This is a genomic window from Micromonospora sp. CNZ322, assembly GCF_007827755.1.
The window spans coordinates 32,892-53,809 of sequence record NZ_VITD01000001.1; the positions used below are offsets into that span (position 1 = coordinate 32,892).

A 20,918-nucleotide genomic window follows, 5' to 3' on the forward strand; every position below is an offset into this window, starting at 1 on the left:
CACCGGTGTCATCGACGGGCGGGGGCGATCTCAGTCACACCCGCCGGCCGGCGGCCTGCACCAACGCGGTGATCGGGGCTGGATCCGACTCGTTCTCCGGATGCCACTGCACTCCGAGCACGAACGGCAGGGCCGGGTCCTCCACCGCCTCGACCACGCCGTCCCCCGCCCAACCGGTCACTGTGAGCCGGCCCGGATCGGCGACCGCCTGGTGGTGGTACGAGTTGACCTGGTCGACACCGGCCAGCACCGAGGCGGCCAGGCTCCCCGGCGCGAACCGCACCGCGTGCGCCCCGTACACCCCGGGCGCGGGGCGATGCGCCTCGTGACCCACCACGTCGGGCAGGTGCTGGTGCAAGGTGCCGCCGTACGCGACAGCGAGCAACTGCATCCCCCGACACACGCCCAGCACCGGCACCTCGGCGGCGAGCGCGGCGGCCAACACTGTCAACTCGCCGGCGTCCCGGTCCGGCCGATCCTCGGTACGGGGGTCGGGCGGCTGGCCGTACCGCCCCGGGCCGACGTCCGCGCCACCGGCCAACAGCAACCCGTCGAGGACTGCCACCACGTCCGCGTCCACGTCGTCCGGTGGCAGGACCACCGCCCGGCCACCCGCGGCCGCCACCGCCCGCGGGTACGCCTCGGGCACCAGCACCGCCCGCACACCCCGCCAGACCGCCCAGTCGGCGGGTTCGACGTACGCGCTGACCCCGATCAGCGGCCTTCTCATAGCTGGCACGGTTCGCGACTGCGGGGCTCGCAAACCCGGCTCACTCCTCGCGCTCACAGAGGCGTGACGTAGGCGCCAGTGATGCCGCCGTCGACCACGAACTGCGCGGCGGTCATGAACGAGGCGTCGTCGCTGGCCAGGAACGCCACCGCGGCGGCGATCTCCTCCGGTTGCCCGAAGCGTCCCATCGGCACGTGCACCAGCCGACGGGCGGCCCGCTCCGGGTCGGCGGCGAAGAGTTCCAGCAGCAACGGGGTGGCCACCGGGCCGGGACAGAGGGCGTTGATCCGGATGCCCTCACGGGCGAACTGCACACCCAACTCCCGGGTCATCGCCAGCACCCCGCCCTTGCTCGCGGTGTATGCGATCTGCGACGTGGCCGCACCCATCAACGCCACGAACGAGGCCGTGTTGATGATCGAGCCCTTGCCCTGCCGACGCATGTGTGGAATGGCGTACTTGCAGCACAGGTAGACGCTCGTGGTGTTGACCCGTAACACCCGCTCCCACGCGTCCAGGCCGGTGTCCAGGATGGAGTCGTCGTCCGGCGGGGAGATGCCGGCGTTGTTGAACGCGATGTCCACCCGGCCGTGCCGGTCGGCCACCCCGTCGAACAGGTCGCGTACCGCCGACTCGTCGGCCACGTCGGTGGCCACGAACTCTCCGCCGCACTCCTCGGCGGCCTTCGTACCGGCCGCCGCGTCGATGTCCACGCACACCACCCGGGCCCCCTCGGCGGCGAAACGCCGCACGGTGGCCAACCCGATGCCACTGCCCGCTCCGGTGACCACGGCCACCCGGTCCTGCAACCGACCCTGCACTGGCGTCACTCCTCCGTCGCGATGAACACGTTCTTGACGTCCGTGAAGGAGTGCAGCGCGTCCGGGCCCAGTTCGCGGCCGAGCCCGGAGCGCTTCATCCCGCCGAACGGGGTCCAGTAGCGCACCGAGGAGTGCGAGTTCACGCTGAGGTTGCCCGAGTCGACGGCGCGGGCCAGGCGCAGGGCCCGACCCACGTCCCGGGTCCAGATTGAGCCGGAGAGGCCGTACTCGGTGTCGTTGGCGAGCCGGACCGCGTCCGCCTCGTCGTCGAACGGCAGCACCGAGACCACCGGGCCGAAGATCTCCTCCCGCCAGTGCCGGTCGGCCGGCGAGTCGGCCAGCAGCACTGTGGGCGCGTGCCAGAACCCGGGGCCGTCGGGGCAGGAGCCGGTGAAGGCCACAGTCGCCCCGGCGAGGTAACCGGCTACCCGGTCCCGTTGGGCGGCGGAGATCAGCGGGCCCATCTCGGCGGTGTCGCGGGACGGGTCCTCGACCCGAACCGCGCGTACCGCCGGTTCGAGCAGTTCCAGGAACCGGTCGTACACCGAACGCTGGACCAGGATCCGCGACCGTGCGCAGCAGTCCTGGCCGGCGTTGTCGAAGACCGCGCCCGGTGCGGTCGCGGCGGCGCGTTCCAGGTCGGCGTCGGCGAACACGATGTTCGCGCTCTTGCCACCCAACTCCAGGGTGAGTCGCTTCACCTGGGCGGCGCAGCCGGCCATGATCCGGGTGCCGACCTCGGTGGAGCCGGTGAAGCAGATCTTGCGGACCGCCGGGTGGGTGACGAACCGCTCCCCCACCACCGAGCCCTCGCCCGGGATGACGGTGAAGACGCCGTCGGGCAGGCCGGCCTCGCGGGCCAACTCGGCCAGGCGCAGCGCGGTGAGCGGGGTCAGTTCGGCGGGCTTGAGCACCACTGTGTTGCCGGCGGCGAGCGCCGGGGCGAACCCCCAGGCGGCGATCGGCATCGGGAAGTTCCAGGGCACGATCACGCCGACCACACCGAGTGGCTCGTGGAAGGTGACGTCCAACCCGCCGGGCACCGGGATCTGCCGCCCGGTCAACCGCTCGGGCGCGCCGGCGTAGTAGTCCAGGACGTCGCGGACGTTGCCCGCCTCCCACCGGGCGTTGCCGACGGTGTGCCCGGAGTTGCGCACCTCCAGCACTGCCAACTCGTCCAGATGCGCGTCGACCACGGCGGCGAACCGCCGCAGCAACCGTGCCCGATCACCCGCACCCACCTGACGCCAGGTCTCGAAGGCGGCAGCCGCCCGCGAGATGGCCGCGTCAACCTCGTCCACCGAGGCCGCCGCAACCTCCCGAAACCCCACCCCGCTAGCCGGGTCCACCAGGACCGTCACACCGCCACCTCCATCCTCACGTGGTCAGAGGCGTTCGAAGCCACGGGTCAGCTCCCAGTCCGTCACCGCGGCGTCGAAGGCGGCCAGCTCGACCCTCGCCTGGTTGGCGTAGTGGGCCACCACCTCGGCGCCGAACGCCTCCCGGGCCACAGTGGAACCTTCCCAGAGGGCGAGGGCGTCGCGCAGGGTGCCGGGAACCCGCTCGGCCTCCGGGTCGTCGTACGCGTTGCCGGTGCACTCCGCACCCAGCCCCAGCTCGCCGTCGATGCCGTGCAACGCCCCGGCGACCAGCCCGGCGATCGCCAGGTACGGGTTGACGTCGGCGCCGGGCACCCGGTTCTCCACGCGCATGCCCTGCCCGTGCCCGACCACCCGCAGTGCGCAGGTGCGGTTGTCGACACCCCAGCGCAGCGCGGTCGGGGCGAACGATCCCGGCTGGTAGCGCTTGTAGGAGTTGATGTTCGGGGCGAAGAGCAAGCTGAACTCCCGCATGGTGGCCAGCAGCCCGGCGAGCACCCGCTGCCCGGTCTGCGACAGGTGCGCCGGTCCGTCGCCGAGCATCGCCGACGAACCGGACTGGCCCCGCAGTGAGAAGTGGATGTGGCAGGAGTTGCCCTCCCGCTCGTTCGGCTTGGCCATGAAGGTGATCGACATCCCCTCCTGGGCGGCGATCTCCTTGGCGCCGTTCTTGTAGATCACGTGATGGTCGGCGCAGGCCACCGCCTCGTCGTACCGGAAGGCGATCTCGTGTTGCCCGAGGTTGCACTCACCCTTGGCGCTCTCCGGGGTGAGCCCCGCGCCGGCCATCTCGACGCGGATGCGGCGCAGCAGCGGCTCCACCCGGGCGGTGCCGAGCAGCGAGTAGTCGACGTTGTACTGGTTGGCCGGGGTGAGGTCGCGGTAGCCACGCTGCCAGGCGTCCTCGTACGAGTCGCGGAACAGCACGAACTCCAACTCGGTGCCGGCGTACGCGGTCAGCCCGTGCTCGGCCAGCAGGTCCAGCTGCCGGCGCAGGATCTGCCGGGGCGAGGCGACCACGTCACCCGAGCCGTCGAGCCAGGTCAGGTCGGCCAGCAGCAGGGCGGAGCCGGGCTGCCAGGGCACCCGGCGCAACGTGGCGAAGTCCGGCACCATCGCGAAGTCGCCGTAGCCGCGTTCCCAGCTCGACATCGCGTACCCGTCGACGGTGTTCATGTCGACGTCCACGGCGAGCAGGTAGTTGCAGCCCTCGCTGCCGTTGGTCACCACCTGGTCGAGGAAGAAGGGCGCGTGGAACCGCTTGCCCTGCAACCGGCCCTGCATGTCGACGAGGGCCAACACCACGGTGTCGATCTCACCCTCGGCGACGGCGACCCGCAGTTGTTCCAGCGTGAGCGGAGCTTTCCTCATTCGCGGGCCTCCATCACCAAGGTCTACTGGCAAACCGGATCACCGTCAATGCCCCCGGCGGCACGTGCGGCAAACCCGGCCGCCGGCCGGCGGGACGGCAGCACCGCCCGTCCCGCCGGGTGCCGATCAGACCGGGCCGTCGACCGGCGCCGGGTCGGCCGCCACAGCGGGTTCCTCGACGGTACGAACCGGACCGGTGAACCACTTGCGGGCCGAGGCGTACCACCAGACGGCGACCACCAGTAGCACCCCGCCGACGGCGAGCGGCGCGTAGTTCACCGCCGACCAGGTGAACTCGTCGTTGCCGGGCACCCCGGCGGGCACGATCGGCAGCACGAAGTAGACGGCGATGATCGCGATCTCGATCACCGCGATCCAGCCGAGCAGCTTGTACTTGCGGCCCAGCCTCCACGGCCCCGGGACGAACCGGTCGCCCATCCGCAGTCGAAGCGCGATCGGAATGAGGAACGACAGGTAGAGCCCGAGCACCGCGACGGAGACGACCGCGTAGAAGGCGATCGGGATACCGGCGGAGCTCTCGTACAGCGCAGGCAGGGTCAGCACCAGGCCGGCCACTGTGGCGCCGATGATCGCGTTGACCGGGGTGCCGTTGCGGTCGACCCTCGACCACAGCCGCCATCCGGGTACGGCACGGTCCCGGCTGAACGCGTACGCCATCCGGCTCATCGAGGTCACGCAGCTCATGCCGCAGAAGAACTGGCCGATGGTCGAGATGATGATGACGATCTTGAAGAAGACCGGGGTCAGCGCGGACTCGAAGATGGCGCCGGAGAAGCCGCCCGCGGCGTTGACCGCCTCGACGTCGGTGGCCGCGAAGAGAAACGCCAGCAGCAGGATCCAGCCGCCGACCGCCGAGTAGAAGATCGACTGCCAGAGTCCGCGGGCGGCGGCCTGGGAGGCGCCCCGGGTCTCCTCGGAGACGTGCGCGCAGGCGTCGAAGCCGGTGATCGTGTACTGGGTCAGGAGGAAGCCCAGCGGCAGCACGTAGAACCAGAACGTCAGTCCGCCGATGTCCCCGTCGCCAAAGCCGGAGTTGTTGAACCGCTCGGTGAACACGAACTGGAAGCTCTGGTGGTTGTCGGGCACGAAGACCAGGATGGCGACCACGACGGCCGCGCCGGCCACGTGCCACCAGACCGAGACGTTCTGGAGTACGTCGATGATCCGGTGCCCGAAGATGTTGATCAGCCCGTGCAGCACCAGGATGATCACGAAGAGAACGAACGCCTGACGCAGCGTCCCGGCCCAGCCGTCGAAGAGCGCCGACAGAGTGAGGTTGAGGAACGTCGCACAGCCGTAGTCCACCGAGGCGGTGACCGCCACCAGACCGATCAGGTTCAGCCAGCCGGTGAACCAGCCGTGCACCGGGCGGCCCATGGTGGCCGCCCACCAGTAGATCCCACCCGCGGTCGGGTACGCCGACACCAACTCCGCCATGCAGAAGCCGATGATCAGGATGAACAGCGAGATCAGCGGCCAGCCCCAGGAGATGGCGACCGGCCCGCCGTTGTTCCACGCCTGACCGAAGGTGGTGAAACAGCCGGCCAGAATCGAGATGATCGAGAAGGAGATGGCGAAGTTGGAGAAGCCACTCCACTTGCGGCGCAGCTCCTGTTTGTAGCCGAGTTCGGCGAGCCGTCGGGCATCCTCGTCCATTGGTTGCTCGGCGGTCGGCACGGGTGTCGTGGCCACTGCACACCTCCCTGAGGTGGTTCCGCGTGCGAGTGGGCAAAGTGTCGTCCCGGCCGATCAAGGCGGTCAATACGTAGTCGGTGGGAATCTCACCGCCGTCGGGCTAATTGCGTTGCCGATCGGCCTCCCCGGCCGGCATCCTGGACCGGTGACCAGGCCCGACAAGGGCCCACCCCGGGCGCTCGGACCGCCCGACCCGGTGGCGCGGGGCACGCCTCTCTCTCACGTACGGCCATTCCGCCGTACCCGAAAAGTGCCCCGCGCCCCACTCCCCCTCGTGATCAAGAGGTTTGCGTCAGATTTCCGGCCGTGCCCGACCGAAAGCTCTTGATCAACCCGCTAAAGGCGTGGGTCAGGTCAGGAGGAGGCCGGCTACCCAGAGGGCCGCGACCAGGAGGCCGGCCAGGAACTCCACCAGCATCGACAGGCCGGCGGCCTTCAGGGCCTGCACGGTGGAGGGCCACGCGAGCTGGTTACTGCCCAGCCGGAGCCGTTCGGCCGCCCACACCCCGGCGACGAAGCCGAGCACCAGGCCGACGACCGGCACCACGAAGAAGCCGATGATGCCGAGCACCCCGCCGGCGAGCAGCGTGGACGTCGGGACACCGGTGCGCTTCAGGTTCCGGCCCGGCCACGCGTACTTGATCACGGCGCCGCCCCCGGCGACCACTGTGGCGGCGGCGAACACCGCCCAGCCACCCAGGCCGGCGCCGCCGAAGACCGCCCAGAGCAGCACGCCGCCCCAGCACAGCGGCAGCGCCGGCAGACCGGGCACCACCACGCCGGCCAACCCGGCCAGGATGGCCAGGCCGGCCACCACTGTCACCGCCGTCTGCGAGTCCGTCAGGTCCACGCCGCCACCCTCCGTCGCCACCCTCCGGACCGGAACGGTCCCCCACTCACGCCAACGCTCCGCCGCGCAGCCGGGCCGTGATCACGTCGGCCGGGGCGGGCGCACCGAAGTATCGGCCCTGCCCGGTGTCGCAGCGCAGCGCCCGCAGCCGTTCCGCCTGCACGCCGGTCTCCACCGCCTCGGCCGTGACCCACAACTCCAGGGCGTGCGCCAACCGGACCAACGCGTCGACGATCCGTTCGTCGCGGTGGTCGGCCGCCACGTCGGTCCCGTCCGCGCGGATGCCCTCGACGAACGGACCGGCGAGCTTCAGGCAGTGGATCGGCAACCGGCGCAGGTACGCCAGGTTGGAGTACCCGGTGCCGAAGTCGTCCACGGCCAGCCGGACGCCGAGCGCGGCGAGCCGGTGCAGGCTGCGCAGGGGTTCACCGGCACTGCCCATCACGGCGCTCTCGGTCAGCTCCAGTTGGAGCAGCTCCGCGGGCAGCCCGCTGGTCTGCAACGCGTCGGCGACGGTGTCCACGATGGCCGGTTCGTCGGCCTGCCGGGCGGCCAGGTTGACGCTGACCACCAGCCTGGCGTCGGGGAACTCCCGCCACCACCGTTCGGCGTCCTCGCAGGCCCGCCGCAGCACCCACTCGCCGAGCCGGACGATCAGGCCGGTCTCCTCGGCCAGGCCGATGAACCGGTCCGGCCCGATCAGGCCCAGCTCCGGATGCTCCCAACGGACCAGCGCCTCCACCGCGAGCATGGTGCCCTCCAGCAGCGACACGATCGGTTGGTAGTGCAGCACGAACTCGCCCCGCTCCAGTGCGGCGGGCAGACCGGCGACCAGCGCCGAGCGGGCGATGTCCCGGGCGCCGCGCTCGGGGTCGTAGACCGCCCACCGGCCCCGGCCCGCCGCCTTGGCCCAGTAGAGCGTGGTGTCCGCGGCCTTCATCAGCTCCGACGCGCTGGTTTCCGAGGCCGGGCACTGCACGATGCCCACACTGGCCGAGACGGCCAACTGGTGCTCGCCGACGTGGACCGGGGCCGCGACGGCGGCCAGCGCGGCCTGCGCGACGGCGACCGGGTCGTCGGTGTCGTCCCCTCCGTCGACGAGGATCACGAACTCGTCGCCGCCCATCCGGGCGACCAGGTGGCCGTGGTCGGCCACGCACGCGGCCAGCCGCCGGCCGATCATCACGAGCAGCCGGTCACCGAGGTCGTGGCCGAGACTGTCGTTGATCGCCTTGAAGCCGTCCAGGTCGAGGAAGCACACCCCGACCCGCTGCCCGGTGCCCGCGGTGTCGAGCACCCGTCCCAACGTCTCGAAGAACAGCGTCCGGTTGGGCAACCCCGTCAGCGGGTCGTGCAGCGCCTGGAAGCGCAGCCGCTGCTGGAGTTCGTACCGCTCGGTGATGTCCTCGATCATCGCGACGGTGAATCGCGGCCGGCCATCGTGCCGGATCAGCGATACGGCGAGATCCGTCCAGACCACTGTGCCGTCCTTACGGTGGTAGCGCTTCTCCACCCGGGCGGCGTCGTGCTTTCCCTCGATCAGCTCCTGGTAGAGCTCCCACATCCCGGCGGCGTCGTCGGCGTGGAACAGCGACGCCACGTTGATCTCGCGCAATTCCTCGATCGAGTAGCCGAGCATGTCGGCGAACGCCTGGTTGACGTCGATGATCCGACCGTCCACGCCGGCGATCCCGATCCCGATCGCGGCGCCGGTGAACACCGCCCGGAACCGCGCCTCACTCTCGCGTAGCGCCTGCTCGACCTCGTCGCGCGCCTGCCAGGCGGACCGGGCGATCCGCTCCTGCTGGCTGAAGGTGCGGTCGCGCAGCGCACGGGCGAACCCGGCGGCCAGCCCGCCCTGCAACGCCGCGATCCGGTCGGCGAGGTCGGCCGGCCGGTCACCGTCGCACAGCACCCGACGCCCGAAGGTCGCGCCGAGCGCGTGCAGCGTCCACTCCAGGGCCTGCGGCTCAGTGAGGTGCGCCTCCACCAGCGCCCGCCCGACCTCCTCGGCCGGGTAGGCGCTGAACGGCTCCGCCCGTACCGCCTGAGCCAGTCGGATCGTGTGCGCCAGCAGCAGCCGCTCGGTCTCGGCCACGCTGAGCGGCACGAAACCGAGCCGGCGCACCGCGCGGGCCCAGTCGGCGGCGTACCCCTGGGCGTCCGCCCGACCGGCGACGACCCCGGCGGGGTCCCGGCCGGAATCGACCCCGGCGGGGTCCGGGACGGCGGCCACGGGATCAGCCGGCGGGCTGGTCGTACCGGGCGACGCCCCCGAAGGCGCCGAACCGCTCCGGGTGCTCGTCCACGTCGGACGGTGAGTCCGGGCGCCAGAGAGGCATGTGCACCACGCCCGGTTCCACTACGGTCCAGTCGCCGAAGAAGCCGGTGACCTGGGCGCGGGAGCGCAGGGTGATCTCGGTGGCGGTGCGGGCGGAGAGGCGCTGGGCGTCCAACATCTCCTGCGGCTGGTCCTCGAAGGTGGAGTGGGAGACGACCAGGAAGCTGCCGGGCGCGGCCGCGGCCCGCAGGGTGGCCAGGATCGCCTCGGGCTGGTCGGCGTCCGGGATGAAATGCACCACCCCGGCCAGCAGGATGCCCATCGGACGACTGAAGTCGATCAGCCCGAGCTGTCGGGTCTCGGTGAGGATCCGCTCCGGCTCACGCAGGTCGGCGTGGATGACAGCGGTCAACTCGTTGCCAGCCAGCAACTCCCGGCTGTGCGCGACAGCCACCGGGTCGATGTCGACGTACACGACGCGGGCCTTGGGGTTCACCCCCTGCGCCACCTCGTGCACGTTGCCCACGGTGGGAATTCCGGAGCCGATGTCGAGGAACTGGTCGATGCCGGCGTCGAGCAGCACCCGGACGGCCCGGCGCAGGAACTCCCGGCCGGAGCGCATGGTGGCGGCGAGATTCGGGGTCATGCTGGCAATCTGCTCCGCCAACTGCCTGTCGATCTCGAAGTTGTGCGCTCCGCCCAGAAAGTAGTCGTACACCCGGGCCGCGCTCGGCCTGGTCAGATCGATCTCGGTCGGCAGTCCGTCCGGCATCAGCGTGCTCCCCAGTTCATCGCCGCGGCGCGGGACGGCACCGGCGTCGGGGGCGCGCAGCGGGCACGCGTGGGCACCGGTCGACCCGCGGGTCGTGTGGTGTGGACCACTCTAGGCGGCTGACTCCAGCAACAGCGAGATGCCTTGACCAACGCCGATGCACATGGTGGCCAGAGCCCGGCGGCCGCCGCGACGGCGCAGCTCCAGGGCGGCGGTCAGCGCCAGCCGCGCGCCACTGGCGCCGAGCGGGTGCCCCAGCGCGATGGCCCCACCGTTCGGGTTGACGTGGTCGGCGTCCACGGGCAGCCCCAGCTCACGCAACACCGCCACGGACTGCGCGGCGAACGCCTCGTTCAACTCCACCACGTCCACAGCGCCCACCTCGACGCCGACGCGGTCGAGCAGCTTGCGGGTGGCCGGCACCGGGCCGATCCCCATGATCCGGGGTGGCACACCGGCCGCCGCCGCGCCGACGATCCGGGCCAGCGGGGTCAGGCCGTACCGGGCGACCGCCGCCTCGCTGGCCACCAGCAACGCGACAGCGCCGTCGTTGACGCCCGAGGAGTTGCCGGCGGTCACCGTGCCGCCGTCGCGGAACGGGGTGGGCAGCGCCGCCAGCTTCGCAAGCGAGGTCTCCCGGGGGTGCTCGTCGACCTCGACCAGCCGGGTCTCGCGACGACCGGCCGGCACGGACACCGCCACGATCTCCTCGGCGAACCGGCCGTCGGCCTGCGCCTTGGCCGCACGCTGCTGCGACCGGTACGCGAAGGCGTCCTGCTCGGCCCGGCTCACGCCGTACTCGGCGGCAACGTTCTCCGCCGTCTCCGGCATCGAGTCGACCCCCCACCCGTCACGCATCAACGGGTTCACCAACCGCCAGCCCAGTGTCGTGTCGTACACCTCGGCCGAGCGGGAGTACGCCGACGTCGCCTTCGGCATGACAAACGGCGCCCGGCTCATGCTCTCCACCCCGCCGGCGATCACCAGCTCCGCGTCCCCGGCGACGATGGACCGGGCGGCGGTGGCGAGCGCGTCCAGGCCCGAGCCGCAGAGCCGGTTGACAGTGCTGCCCGGCACCCCCTCGGGCAGGCCGGCCAGCAGCGCCGCCATCCGGGCCACGTTGCGGTTGTCCTCGCCGGCCTGGTTGGCGCAGCCGAGCACGACGTCGTCGACCCGCGCCCAGTCCACCGACGGGTGGCGGGCGACCAGTTCCCGGATCACGTGCGCGGCCAGGTCGTCGGGGCGGACGCCGGCCAGCGCGCCCGCGTACCGGCCGATCGGGGTGCGGACACCGGCCACCAGGTATGCCACGGTCATCGCGAGTCCTTAGGGGGTGCAGACGGCGGGGGTGGGGCACGCCCACCGGGGTCACGAGGGCTGCCGGCCGCCAGGATATCCGCGTCGGCAACGGATAGGTTGACGGCATGGCCCGGGCCCAGTTCAGCGCAGAGACCAGCGGCGGCGGAGCGTTCGTCCGCCAGCCGAACCGGTTCACCGGTCGGGTCACCGCCGACTCCACCTCGCCACCCGGCGGCGGCCCGGACGAGCAGGACCGCTGGCCGCTGGAGGCCGGCCGTTACCGGCTGATCTGGTGCCGGGCCTGCCCGTGGGCGCACCGGGCGAGGATCGTGCGTGGCCTGCTCGGGCTGGACGACGCAATCTCGCTGGGCACCGTCGACCCGATCCGGGACGAGCGGGGCTGGGCGTTCGCCCTCGACCCGGACGGCTTCGACCCGGTCCTCGGCGTGAGCTTCCTGTCCGAGGCGTACCTGGCCACCGACCAGGACTACACCGGCCGGGTGACAGTGCCGGCGCTCGTCGACACCCTGACCGGCCGGGTGGTCACGAACGACTATCCGCAGCTCACCCTCGACTTCTCCACCGAGTGGCGGTCGCTGCACCGTGCGGGGGCGCCGGACCTGTATCCGGTGGAACTGCGCCCCGAGATGGACGCGCTGATGGCCGAGATCCACACCGACGTGAACAACGGCGTCTACCGGTGCGGGTTCGCCACCTCCCAGCAGGCGTACGACGAGGCGTTCCGGGCGCTCTTCGCCCGGCTGGACGCGCTCTCCGATCGGCTGGCCGGGCAGCGCTACCTGATGGGCGGCGCGATCACCGAGGCGGACGTGCGGCTGTTCACCACGCTGGTCCGCTTCGACGCCGCGTACCACGGGCACTTCAAGTGCAACCGCAACAAGCTGACCGAGATGCCGGTGCTCTGGGCGTACGCCCGGGACCTGTTCCAGACGCCGGGTTTCGGCGAGACGGTGGACTTCGACCACATCAAGCGGCACTACTACGGCACACACCGGGAGATCAATCCCAGCGGCATCGTGCCACTCGGGCCGGACGAGTCCGGCTGGAGCACGCCGCACGGGCGTGGCTGAGCCGGGTCGGCCGGCCGCCCCGACCGTGTCGAGGGCCCGCGGCGAGGTCGCCCGCCGGGTCGCCGGGTCCGCGGCGGCCGGCTGCACCCTGGCCGGTGCGGTGGCGGTGACGCTCGCCGTGATCGCCGGTCCCGGTCCAGGGTTCACCGGGTACGTCAGCGAGGCGGGCATCGCCGGCAGCGCCCACGCCGCGACGTACCGGATCGGGATCCTTGCCCTTGCCGGCGCGTTGCTGCTGATCGGCGCGGCGCTGCCCCCCGGGGTGTGGGCGGCGGCCCCGGGGCTGCTCGCCACCGGGGCCGTGTTCACCGCCGTGTCGGGGGCGGTGACCTGCTCCGGCGGCTGCCCGTTGCCACCGTTCGAGCGCGCGACGGCGGCGGACCTGGTGCACGGCGGCGCGAGCATCGCGGCGACCGCTGCGGTGGTCTTCGCCATGATCACGCTGGCGGTCTCCGGGCCGGCCGGCCGGACGGTGCGTCGGCTGGCCGGCATGGCCGCCGCGCTGGCCCTGCCGCTCTGCGCCACTGTGGGGCTGGCGATGCTCGTGATCGGCCGAGGCCCGGTGGTGGGGGTGCTGGAACGGCTGATCCTCGCCCTCGCGGTGCTGTGGGGCGTGAGTACCGCCACCGCGCTGGCCCTCTGTAAGGAGCCTCACGCTGTTCGGTCCTTCCGATGAGCGGGAATCGGCGTATCGTCGGCCAGCGATGACCAATGTCTGGGGCCTCACTGTCCGCCTGTATGTCGATCTCCGACTGCAGGCCAGTGGCATCTGTCCGGGCTAGCCGCGTTCCTACGCCTGCCCCGATCGGACCGGACAATTGGATACATCCTCATGCCCTTCAGCCTGCGCAAAATTCCCTTCTCCGTGCAGATCCTGCTCGGCCTCGTGCTCGGCGTCGCGCTGGGCTTCCTTGCCCGCAGCAACGACCTGAGCTGGCTGACCAGCACCCTGCACACCGTCGGTAGCCTCTTCGTCCAACTGCTCAAGCTGGCCGTGCCGCCGCTGGTCTTCACCGCCATCGTGGTCAGCGTGGTCAGCCTGCGCGGCGTCGCCAACGCCGCCCGGCTCGCCGTCAAGACCCTGATGTGGTTCGGCATCACCGCGCTGATCGCGGTGAGCATCGGCATCGGCCTCGGCCTGCTCACCAACCCGGGCAAGGGCGTGACCCTCGACCTGGGTGGTGCCGCGGCGCCGAAGAAGACCGGCTCGTGGACCGACTTCCTCACCGGCATCGTGCCCACCAACCCGGTCGGCGCGTTCGTCGAGGGCAACGTCCTCCAGATCGTCTTCCTCGCCGTCGTCATCGGTGCCGCGGCCCTGCTGGTCGGCGAGGCCGCCGAACCGTTCGTGGCGCTGAACCGCTCCCTGCTGGAGATCGTCCAGAAGGCGCTCTGGTGGGTCATCCGGCTCGCCCCGATCGGCACCCTCGGCCTGATCGGCAACGCCGTCGCCTCGTACGGCTGGGACCTGCTGGCCCCCCTGGCGAAGTTCACCACAGCCGTCTACGTCGGCTGCGCCATCGTCCTGTTCGTGGTCTACCCGCTGGTGCTGATCCTGGCCGGCCGCCTCAACCCGCTGCGCTTCTTCGCCGGCGCCTGGCCGGCGATCGAGCTGGGCTTCGTGTCCCGCTCCTCGGTCGGCACCATGCCGGTGACCCAGCGCTCCGTCGAGCGACTCGGTGTGCCCCGCGAGTACGCCTCGTTCGCTGTGCCCTTCGGCGCCACCACGAAGATGGACGGTTGCGCCGCCATCTACCCGGCCCTCGCCGCGATCTTCGTGGCCCAGGTGTTCGGCGTTGACCTCGGCATCGGCGACTACCTGCTGATCGCCTTCGTCTCGGTGGTCGGCTCGGCGGCCACCGCCGGCCTGACCGGCGCGATCGTGATGCTCACCCTGACCCTCAGCACGCTGGGCCTGCCGCTGGCCGGCGCCGGCCTGCTGCTGGCCATCGACCCGATCCTGGACATGATCCGCACCGCCACCAACGTCGCGGGGCAGGCGCTGGTGCCGACAGTGGTCGCCGCCCGCGAGGGCACTCTCGACCGCGTCGCGTACGAGTCCGCCGGCCGGCGTGACCTGACCGACCCGGAGCCGGTCGCCGACACCCGGCCCGAGCTCAGCCCTGTTCCTGCCTGACCGATTCACCAGTACGGCGACGGGCCCCTCTCCCCGGGGGCCCGTCGCCGTGTCGGAGAGGATGACCCCATGAGCTCCCTGTTCACTCCCCTGGCCCTGCGCGGGGTCACACTGCCCAACCGGATCGCCATGGCACCCATGTGCCAGTACTCCGCCGGCCCCGACGGCCTGCCCACCGACTGGCACCTGATCCACCTCGGCAGCCGCGCGGTCGGCGGTGCCGGCCTGGTGCTGACCGAGGCGACCGCCGTACTCCCCGAGGGCCGGATCAGCCCGCAGGACACCGGCCTCTGGTCCGGCGCGCACGTCGACGCCTGGAAGCCGGTGACCGCGTTCGTCGCCGCCCACGGCGCAGTGCCGGCAGTGCAGCTCGCGCACGCCGGCTTCAAGGCCTCCACCTACCGGCCGTGGGCACCCGAGCGCGGTGGTGTGCCGGACGCCGAAGGCGGCTGGACGCCCGTCGCCCCCGGCTCGGAGCCGTTCACCGCCGACTACCGGACGCCGACCAGCCTCGACGAGGCCGGCATCGCCGGTGTGGTCGAGGCGTTCGCGGCCGGAGCCGAACGCGCCCTGGACGCCGGCTTCGCCGCCGTGGAGATCCACGCCGCCCACGGTTACCTGCTCAACGAGTTCCTCTCGCCGCTGACCAACCACCGCACCGACTCCTACGGCGGCGACCGGCCCGCCCGGATGCGGCTCACCCTGGAGGTGGCCCGCGCGGTGCGCGCCGCGGTCGGCGAGGACGTGCCGGTGCTGACCCGGATCTCCGCCACCGACTGGGTCGAGGGCGGCTGGACGATCGAGGACAGCGTGGTGCTCGCCGGTGAGCTGGCCGGCGTCGGCGTCGACCTGGTCGACGCGTCCTCCGGTGGGGTGAGCACTGACCAGCGCATCCCGCTCGGCCCGGGTTACCAGGTGCCGCTGGCCGCCCAGATCCGCCGCGAGGCCGGCGTGCCGACCGGCGCGGTGGGCCTCATCGTGGAGCCTGAGCACGCCGAGCAGATCGTCGCCAGCGGCGAGGCCGACCTGGTGCTGCTGGGTCGGGAGTTGCTGCGCGACCCGTACTGGCCGCGCCGGGCCGCAGCGAAGCTCGGCGTCGCGTACTCCGGCCCCGCCCAGTACGCCCGCGCCTCCTGATCCCGACCGGTCGGGCGGCCGCCGCGTGAGTGGCCGCCCGACCGTCGGTCAGCCGGCCAGGTGCGACCAGTCGCCTTCCAGGTCCTGCCAGGTGCCCTGGGCGGCCACCGTGCCGCCGAGCAGCACCACCACGTGGTCGGCCCGGACCAACGCGGCGCGCTTCGCGGTCGAGCCGACAACTGTCACCCCGTGGCCGCGCAACGCCTGCCACAGCGCCAGCTCGGTGGTGACGTCCAGCGCCGACGACACGTCGTCGGCGACAAGCAGTTCGGTACGCGGGGCCAGCGCCCGGGCCAGCGCCAACCGCTGCAACTGCCCGCCGGAGAGCCGGGTGCCCTTGTGCCCGATGAGCAGGCCCAGCCCACCACCTGCGGCGGCCAGGTCATGGTCGAGCTGGGCGGTGCTGACCGCCCCCGCCGCGTCCACCTGGTGCCCGAGGGCGATGTTGTCGGCCACCGTGCCGGAGAGCACCCGGGGCAACTGACCGACGTAGCCGACCTGGTTGGGACGCAGGAACAGCTCCGGCTCGGTGACCGGGTCACCGTTCCAGGCCAGTTCGCCGGTGTGGTGCACGATCCCGGCCAGCCCGCGCAGCAACGAGGACTTGCCCGACCCCACCGGCCCGACGACCAGCACCAACTGCCCCCGCTGCACGGTCAGGTCCACGTCCCGGACGGCCACCGTGCCGTCGGAGTGCACCACCCCGAAGCGGCGCAGCTCCAGCCGGCGCAGCGGATGCCGGGGCGGCATGGTCGGCGCGGGCGCCGTCCCGGCGGTCAGGTCGACCTCCGGCACCCCCGCGGAGTACGCGCCCACCCCGGTCATCGCCGCCGTGCGCCGGGTCCAGACCCGCGCCGAGGGCAGCTGCGAGATCAACGACGCCGTCGTCCAGGCGAACCAGCGGGCCGCGCCCAGGGTGGAGACGGCCACCAGCACCGCCCCGGCGGAGAGGGAGCCGTTCAGGTAGAGCGCCCAGGCGCCGATCGGCAACAGCCCACTGGCCATCGACGGTGTGGAGCGCGCCCACACCTGCACCGAGATCTCCCGCCGCTGCCGGTCGCTGCGCAGCACGTCCAGGCCCGCCAGGTGGCGCAGCACCGCAGTGGTCGCGCCGGCGAGCTTCACCGTCCGCGCCGCGGAGAGCGCTGAGACCAGCGCCGTGGCGAAGGAGGCCCGCGCCGCCACCGTCGCCCGGGCCGCACGCTCCAGCTTCGGCCCGAACAACGTCGCGGCCAGCCCGGAGACGACCATCGTGCCGAGGAAGAACAGCCCGGGTACGACGCTGCCGGTGACCGCCGTCATGGCGACCACGAGCACCAGCGCGACGGTCTGGTCCAGCACGTTGTCGGCGAGCTGGACCACCCGTTCGGTGTCCCCGCCCTGCGCCACCACCTCGGCGGGGGTGTGTGAGCTGACCCGACGCGGCCCGGTCTGGCCGTGCACCAGGCGAAGGCCGATCCGCAGCATCTGCCGCACCCACCACTGCGGGAACCAGACGTGGGTGTAGAACGGCAGCGGCAGGGTGACCAGCAACCCGGCGACGATCCCCACCGCCGGCAGGTACGGGTTGCCCGTCCCGTCGACCAGGTCCGCCCAGAGCCAGGGCAGCACCGGGCCGTCCAGCCCGAGCAGGCTGAGCCCGAGGAACAGCACGATCGCGGCCGCACCGTACCGGGGATCGTTGGTGCAGAGTCGGAAGATCTCCCGCAGCGTCCGGGCCGGCGGCACCGGCGGCAGCGGCGGCGGGTCGGCCCGGGTCGGCCCGACCGCGCCCTGCGTGCCGTCCTGCGGTGTCGCCCGCACGGTCTGCCCATTCGGCTCGGCCCGCGTGGGCGCCGGCTCGCTCGGCCAGGCGGCGGCATGCTCGGTCGGCGCGACCGGCTCGCCCCGCGCGGGCGCCGGCTCGCTCGGCCACGCGTCCGGGCCGGGCCCGACCAGCAGGTCGGTGCCGACGCCGGTGCGACCGGCCGGCGCCACAGTCGCGTACGCGGCAGCGTGGCTGGTCGCCAACAGTTCCGCGAAGCGGGTCGACGACTCCAGCGGACCGGCCTCGACCACCGCGCCGTCGGCCAAAACGACCACCTCGTCACAGCGGCGCACCGAGGAGAGTCGGTGCGCGATGACGATGCCGATCCGGTCGCGCAGCAGGCGTTCGGTGGCCCGCTGCACCCGCGCCTCGGTGACCGGGTCCAGCCGAGCGGTGGCCTCGTCGAGGATCACCACGTGCGGCTCCCGAACCAGGATCCGGGCGAACGCCACCAACTGCTCCTGACCGGCGGAGAGCACGTGCCCGCCCTCCCCCAGCCGGGTCGTCAACCCGTCCGGCAGCTCGGCGATCCAGCCGGCCAGGCCCAGCTCGTCGAGCGCCCGAGCCGCCGCCTCGAGCAACTCCGGGTCGAAGAGCGCCACGTTCTCGGCGAGCGTGCCGGCCAAGATCTCGGTGCGCTGCGGCACCAACGCCACCCAGCGGCGCAGCTGCTCGACGTCGAGGTCGCACAGGTCGGTGCCGCCGAGGAAGACAGTGCCCGGCGGCACGTCGACCGCCCGGGTGAGCACCTTCGCCAGCGTCGACTTGCCCGAACCGGTCCGCCCGATCAGCGCGTACGAACGACCGCGCGCGAAGGTGAGGCTGAGCCCGCGCAGCGCGGCCCCCCGGTCACTCTCCCCGTACCCGAATGTCAGGTCCCGAATGCGCAGGTCACCCTCGCTCGGGCTGGCCCCGCCGACCGGCTCCTGCCGGGCCTTGTAGAGCAACTGCACCCGCGCCCACGCACCGAGCGCCTCCTGGATCTCCGGCACCATCCGGCTGACGTGTTCCGCGGTCGCCCCGAAGGCCAGGGCGAGCAGCCAGATGGCGGTCAGCCGGGCGGCGTCGATCCGACCGGTGGCCAACGCCCAGGCACCGCCGAGCACCACAGCGCCGATGCCTGCCCGGATCGTCGCGGTGGCCACCGTCGCCACCCGGGCGGACAGCACCCAGACCACCAGGCCACGGGACAACACGGCGGAGGCCCGCCGGGCGTACAACCGCAGCACGTACGGCCGCGCCAGACTGGTGCGTACGTCGTCCTGGCCGTGCACCGCCTCCTCCATCACGGCGGCCAGGTCGGACCACGCCTCCTCCTCGGCCATCCGGGCCGGGCCGATCCGCGCCGTGGGTCGGCGCAGGCCGACCGCGAGCACCACAGTGAGCAGCAGCATCGCGATCCCGGCCGGCCACCACACGAACACCGCCACGACCATCGACAACAGACCTACGCAGAGGCCCTGGGCGAGCCGGGTGCCCTGGTTACGAATTGCCGATGCCACCTGATAGACGTCCCCGTCGATCCGGTCCAGCAACTCGCCCACCGGAGTGGTCTCCAGGGTGGGCAGGTCCTGCCCGAGAGCGACGCGGCAGAGCCGGCGACGCACGTCGGCGGACCAGTCCGCGGTCAGGCCGGCCATCAGCAGACTCACCGCGAGGTCGCTGAGGACCACGGCAACCAGGGCCGCGGCCAGTACGGCGAAGAAGCCAGCCGAACGGTGCACCAGCACCGCGCCGGCCAGCGCCGACGCACCCGCCTGCCCCGCAGCGCCCAGCACGATCAGGACGGCCACGATCGTCACACGACGGGTCGAAGTGCCCCACAGATCACGGAGCAGGCGCATGAAAGTCCTCCGGGACGTGGGTGGCGGAGACCTCAGCCTGCCGGCACCAACCCGTCAACTCAACCGATTTTCCGGCCTCTGAGCTGGGCGTCCGCCCATTCCACAATCGGTGGCTACGTCGACCACCACGTGACGCACGGCCCGGCTCGGCGGCATGATGATGATCGACTCGGTTTTCCTGAGGTGGGGGTGTCAGACCGCCCCGGAGACCGCGATATCACTGAAGCCGAGTGGATCAGTCCGGCCAGTGGTTCGGCCAGCACAGGGATCCTCCGCCGCCGCCGACGACGACGGGTCAGGGCCGATCCGGCCTGGACTGGTTCGACGTCGTCAGGAAGTCTGCGGGCACGCCGGCGTTGATCAGCCGTTCGCGCATCCGGTCCAGGGAGCCCGGTGTCCAGTCCGGGTATGCGGAGAGGAACAGCAGCCGCTGCGCCGCGTCGCGGTCGACTCGTGCCGCCTCGATCGACGCCTCGACTGTGCTGGCCGCGGCTTCCCAGTCGCCGACACCAGCCGGGCTGTCGACCGTGCAGACGCGACTCAGCCGTGTCGAGGCAGCGAGAACCAGCGTGATGACGGCGATCAGGCCGCCAGCGACGGTGAGGCCCGGGAGCAGCCAGGCGGGAGCGGCTGACCAGTAGGGGTCGGGAGTCAGAGCGCTGTGCACGGTGGCGGCCGGGCCGCTGGTGTCGACGTGTGGGCGTAACGTGCGTACGAGGTTGCCGTACAGAGCGATGGCAGGTGCCGCCAGCACGAGCAGGGCGGTGGCCGTCAACGCGCTCACGGTGGACCGGTGCGCGGGGTGCGTTGGGCGGACTCGTCGCATCGTCGTCACGGCTAACAGCCATCCGGTGATCAGCCCGAAGGCCGCGCCGGCGATTGTCAGGGCCGGCACCACTGGCGAATCGGCGGCCCAACCGGCCAGCCTCACGACGCCGTCCGCACCGACGAACCCGCCGCTGACCTCGATGACCAACCCGCGCGACTCGGCGGTGAAGCGGGCGTATCGGCTTGGAAGGTAGCTGACGGCCTTGTCGCCGGGATACAGCACGCTCGCCTGGTCGTCGGTGACCGTCAACGGGGAGACTGACCAGCCGGCCGCGGCGTAGCGCTGCCGGGCCTGGGCGGAATCCCAACCGGTGGCCAGCGTGGTGTCGGCAGCGAATCTTGCCGCCGTCCGAGGGGACGTCTCACGCGAAACGACCGGCGCCTCGTCGACGCCGGTGGCCCGCCGACTGAGGTCGGCCTGCGTTGCCTCGCTGGGCAGGTCGGCCACGGCACACGTACTCAGCCATGAGCCGGCTGCGGCACCGAAGGCCCCTACCAGCAGCGCGATGAGCACCACGGCAGCCACAGTGACGGGACGGCGGTCGGGAAGCGCAAGCCACCGACGCGCCCCCGTGACGGTCAGGCGCACCGTGTGACCGATGGTGGACCAGCGGATGCTCATCCGCCTGTTCCTGCCGGGTGCTGCAGTCTGCCGAGCGGTCTACTCAACACCCCTCACACAGTACGGATGCTCTTACTTAACGTCCATTGGGCGGGCGTGAAAAGCATCGGGTCGTGGCGTCGTGGACTGCTTCGTGCACGGGGCGACGTTGAAGGCACCATTCGCGATTGAGCGGCTCGGAGTCGTTCGCCGGCCACCGAATGCCAGGGCCAGCGAACGACTCCGAATTGGCT

Annotated in this window: 15 protein-coding genes; 4 read left to right on the forward strand and 11 right to left on the reverse strand. The window is 71.9% G+C overall.

Features of this window, described 5'->3' with window-relative positions; translation table 11 throughout:
* Nucleotides 1–34: 34 nt before the first annotated feature.
* The 9 genes from FB453_RS00160 to pcaF form a co-directional block, all read right to left on the reverse strand.
* Nucleotides 35–730 carry a gamma-glutamyl-gamma-aminobutyrate hydrolase family protein gene (locus FB453_RS00160; RefSeq protein ID WP_112601978.1) on the reverse strand — a complete coding sequence of 232 codons (696 nt, stop codon included), beginning with the start codon at nt 728–730 and terminating at the stop codon, nt 35–37.
* A 53-nt stretch (nt 731–783) separates the two neighbouring features.
* On the reverse strand, nt 784–1,551 hold the full coding sequence (locus tag FB453_RS00165) for a 3-oxoacyl-ACP reductase (protein ID WP_145786676.1): 768 nt from the start codon (nt 1,549–1,551) through the stop codon (nt 784–786).
* A gap of 5 nt (nt 1,552–1,556) precedes the next feature.
* Entirely contained in the window at nt 1,557–2,903 is a 1,347-nt protein-coding gene (locus FB453_RS00170) for an aldehyde dehydrogenase family protein (protein ID WP_373861089.1), read from the reverse strand.
* A gap of 33 nt (nt 2,904–2,936) precedes the next feature.
* Nucleotides 2,937–4,301, reverse strand: coding sequence for a glutamine synthetase family protein (locus FB453_RS00175; RefSeq protein WP_145786678.1), 1,365 nt, complete (start codon nt 4,299–4,301; stop codon nt 2,937–2,939).
* A 126-nt stretch (nt 4,302–4,427) separates the two neighbouring features.
* Nucleotides 4,428–6,014, reverse strand: coding sequence for an amino acid permease (locus tag FB453_RS00180; RefSeq protein WP_145786680.1), 1,587 nt, complete (start codon nt 6,012–6,014; stop codon nt 4,428–4,430).
* 352 nt (nt 6,015–6,366) lie between these two features.
* Nucleotides 6,367–6,867: a DUF456 domain-containing protein gene (locus FB453_RS00185; protein ID WP_091400349.1), complete on the reverse strand. Its 501-nt coding sequence runs from the start codon at nt 6,865–6,867 to the stop codon at nt 6,367–6,369.
* 46 nt (nt 6,868–6,913) lie between these two features.
* Nucleotides 6,914–9,103: a putative bifunctional diguanylate cyclase/phosphodiesterase gene (locus FB453_RS00190; RefSeq protein ID WP_486480115.1), complete on the reverse strand. Its 2,190-nt coding sequence runs from the start codon at nt 9,101–9,103 to the stop codon at nt 6,914–6,916.
* A gap of 4 nt (nt 9,104–9,107) precedes the next feature.
* Nucleotides 9,108–9,920 carry an SAM-dependent methyltransferase gene (locus tag FB453_RS00195; RefSeq protein ID WP_145786682.1) on the reverse strand — a complete coding sequence of 271 codons (813 nt, stop codon included), beginning with the start codon at nt 9,918–9,920 and terminating at the stop codon, nt 9,108–9,110.
* 111 nt (nt 9,921–10,031) lie between these two features.
* Entirely contained in the window at nt 10,032–11,237 is a 1,206-nt protein-coding gene (gene pcaF / locus FB453_RS00200; RefSeq protein ID WP_112586512.1) for a 3-oxoadipyl-CoA thiolase, read from the reverse strand.
* Nucleotides 11,238–11,344: 107 nt separating this feature from the next.
* On the opposite strand from pcaF, the gene FB453_RS00205 reads away from it, so the two are divergent.
* The 4 genes from FB453_RS00205 to FB453_RS00220 all read left to right on the forward strand — a co-directional run bounded on the left by FB453_RS00205 (nt 11,345) and on the right by FB453_RS00220 (nt 15,584).
* The gene (locus tag FB453_RS00205; RefSeq protein ID WP_145786685.1) at nt 11,345–12,310 is read left to right on the forward strand and encodes a glutathione S-transferase C-terminal domain-containing protein; all 966 of its coding nucleotides are present in this window, start codon (nt 11,345–11,347) and stop codon (nt 12,308–12,310) included.
* A complete protein-coding gene (locus tag FB453_RS00210) occupies nt 12,303–12,986 on the forward strand; it encodes a DUF998 domain-containing protein (protein ID WP_145786687.1) in 684 nt (227 codons plus the stop codon). The genes FB453_RS00205 and FB453_RS00210 overlap by 8 nt, the downstream gene beginning before the upstream one ends.
* Before the next feature lie 168 nt (nt 12,987–13,154).
* Nucleotides 13,155–14,447, forward strand: coding sequence for a dicarboxylate/amino acid:cation symporter (locus FB453_RS00215; RefSeq protein ID WP_186718038.1), 1,293 nt, complete (start codon nt 13,155–13,157; stop codon nt 14,445–14,447).
* A gap of 69 nt (nt 14,448–14,516) precedes the next feature.
* A complete protein-coding gene (locus tag FB453_RS00220) occupies nt 14,517–15,584 on the forward strand; it encodes an NADH:flavin oxidoreductase/NADH oxidase (protein ID WP_145786691.1) in 1,068 nt (355 codons plus the stop codon).
* Between the two features lie 48 nt (nt 15,585–15,632).
* Here the strand turns inward: FB453_RS00220 and FB453_RS00225 are convergent, their stop codons facing one another.
* On the reverse strand, nt 15,633–19,235 hold the full coding sequence (locus FB453_RS00225) for an ATP-binding cassette domain-containing protein (RefSeq protein ID WP_145786693.1): 3,603 nt from the start codon (nt 19,233–19,235) through the stop codon (nt 15,633–15,635).
* Nucleotides 19,236–19,530: 295 nt separating this feature from the next.
* A complete protein-coding gene (locus FB453_RS00230) occupies nt 19,531–20,685 on the reverse strand; it encodes a hypothetical protein (protein ID WP_145786695.1) in 1,155 nt (384 codons plus the stop codon).
* Nucleotides 20,686–20,918: the final 233 nt, after the last annotated feature.

Coding starts and splice junctions, on each gene's coding strand:
- FB453_RS00175 (WP_145786678.1), bottom strand. CDS start 4,301: ATGAGGAAAGCTCCGCTCACGCTGGAACAACTGCGGGTCGCCGTCGCC.
- FB453_RS00195 (WP_145786682.1), bottom strand. CDS start 9,920: ATGCCGGACGGACTGCCGACCGAGATCGATCTGACCAGGCCGAGCGCG.
- pcaF (WP_112586512.1), bottom strand. CDS start 11,237: ATGACCGTGGCATACCTGGTGGCCGGTGTCCGCACCCCGATCGGCCGG.
- FB453_RS00160 (WP_112601978.1), bottom strand. CDS start 730: ATGAGAAGGCCGCTGATCGGGGTCAGCGCGTACGTCGAACCCGCCGAC.
- FB453_RS00225 (WP_145786693.1), bottom strand. CDS start 19,235: ATGCGCCTGCTCCGTGATCTGTGGGGCACTTCGACCCGTCGTGTGACG.
- FB453_RS00220 (WP_145786691.1), top strand. CDS start 14,517: ATGAGCTCCCTGTTCACTCCCCTGGCCCTGCGCGGGGTCACACTGCCC.
- FB453_RS00205 (WP_145786685.1), top strand. CDS start 11,345: ATGGCCCGGGCCCAGTTCAGCGCAGAGACCAGCGGCGGCGGAGCGTTC.
- FB453_RS00230 (WP_145786695.1), bottom strand. CDS start 20,685: ATGAGCATCCGCTGGTCCACCATCGGTCACACGGTGCGCCTGACCGTC.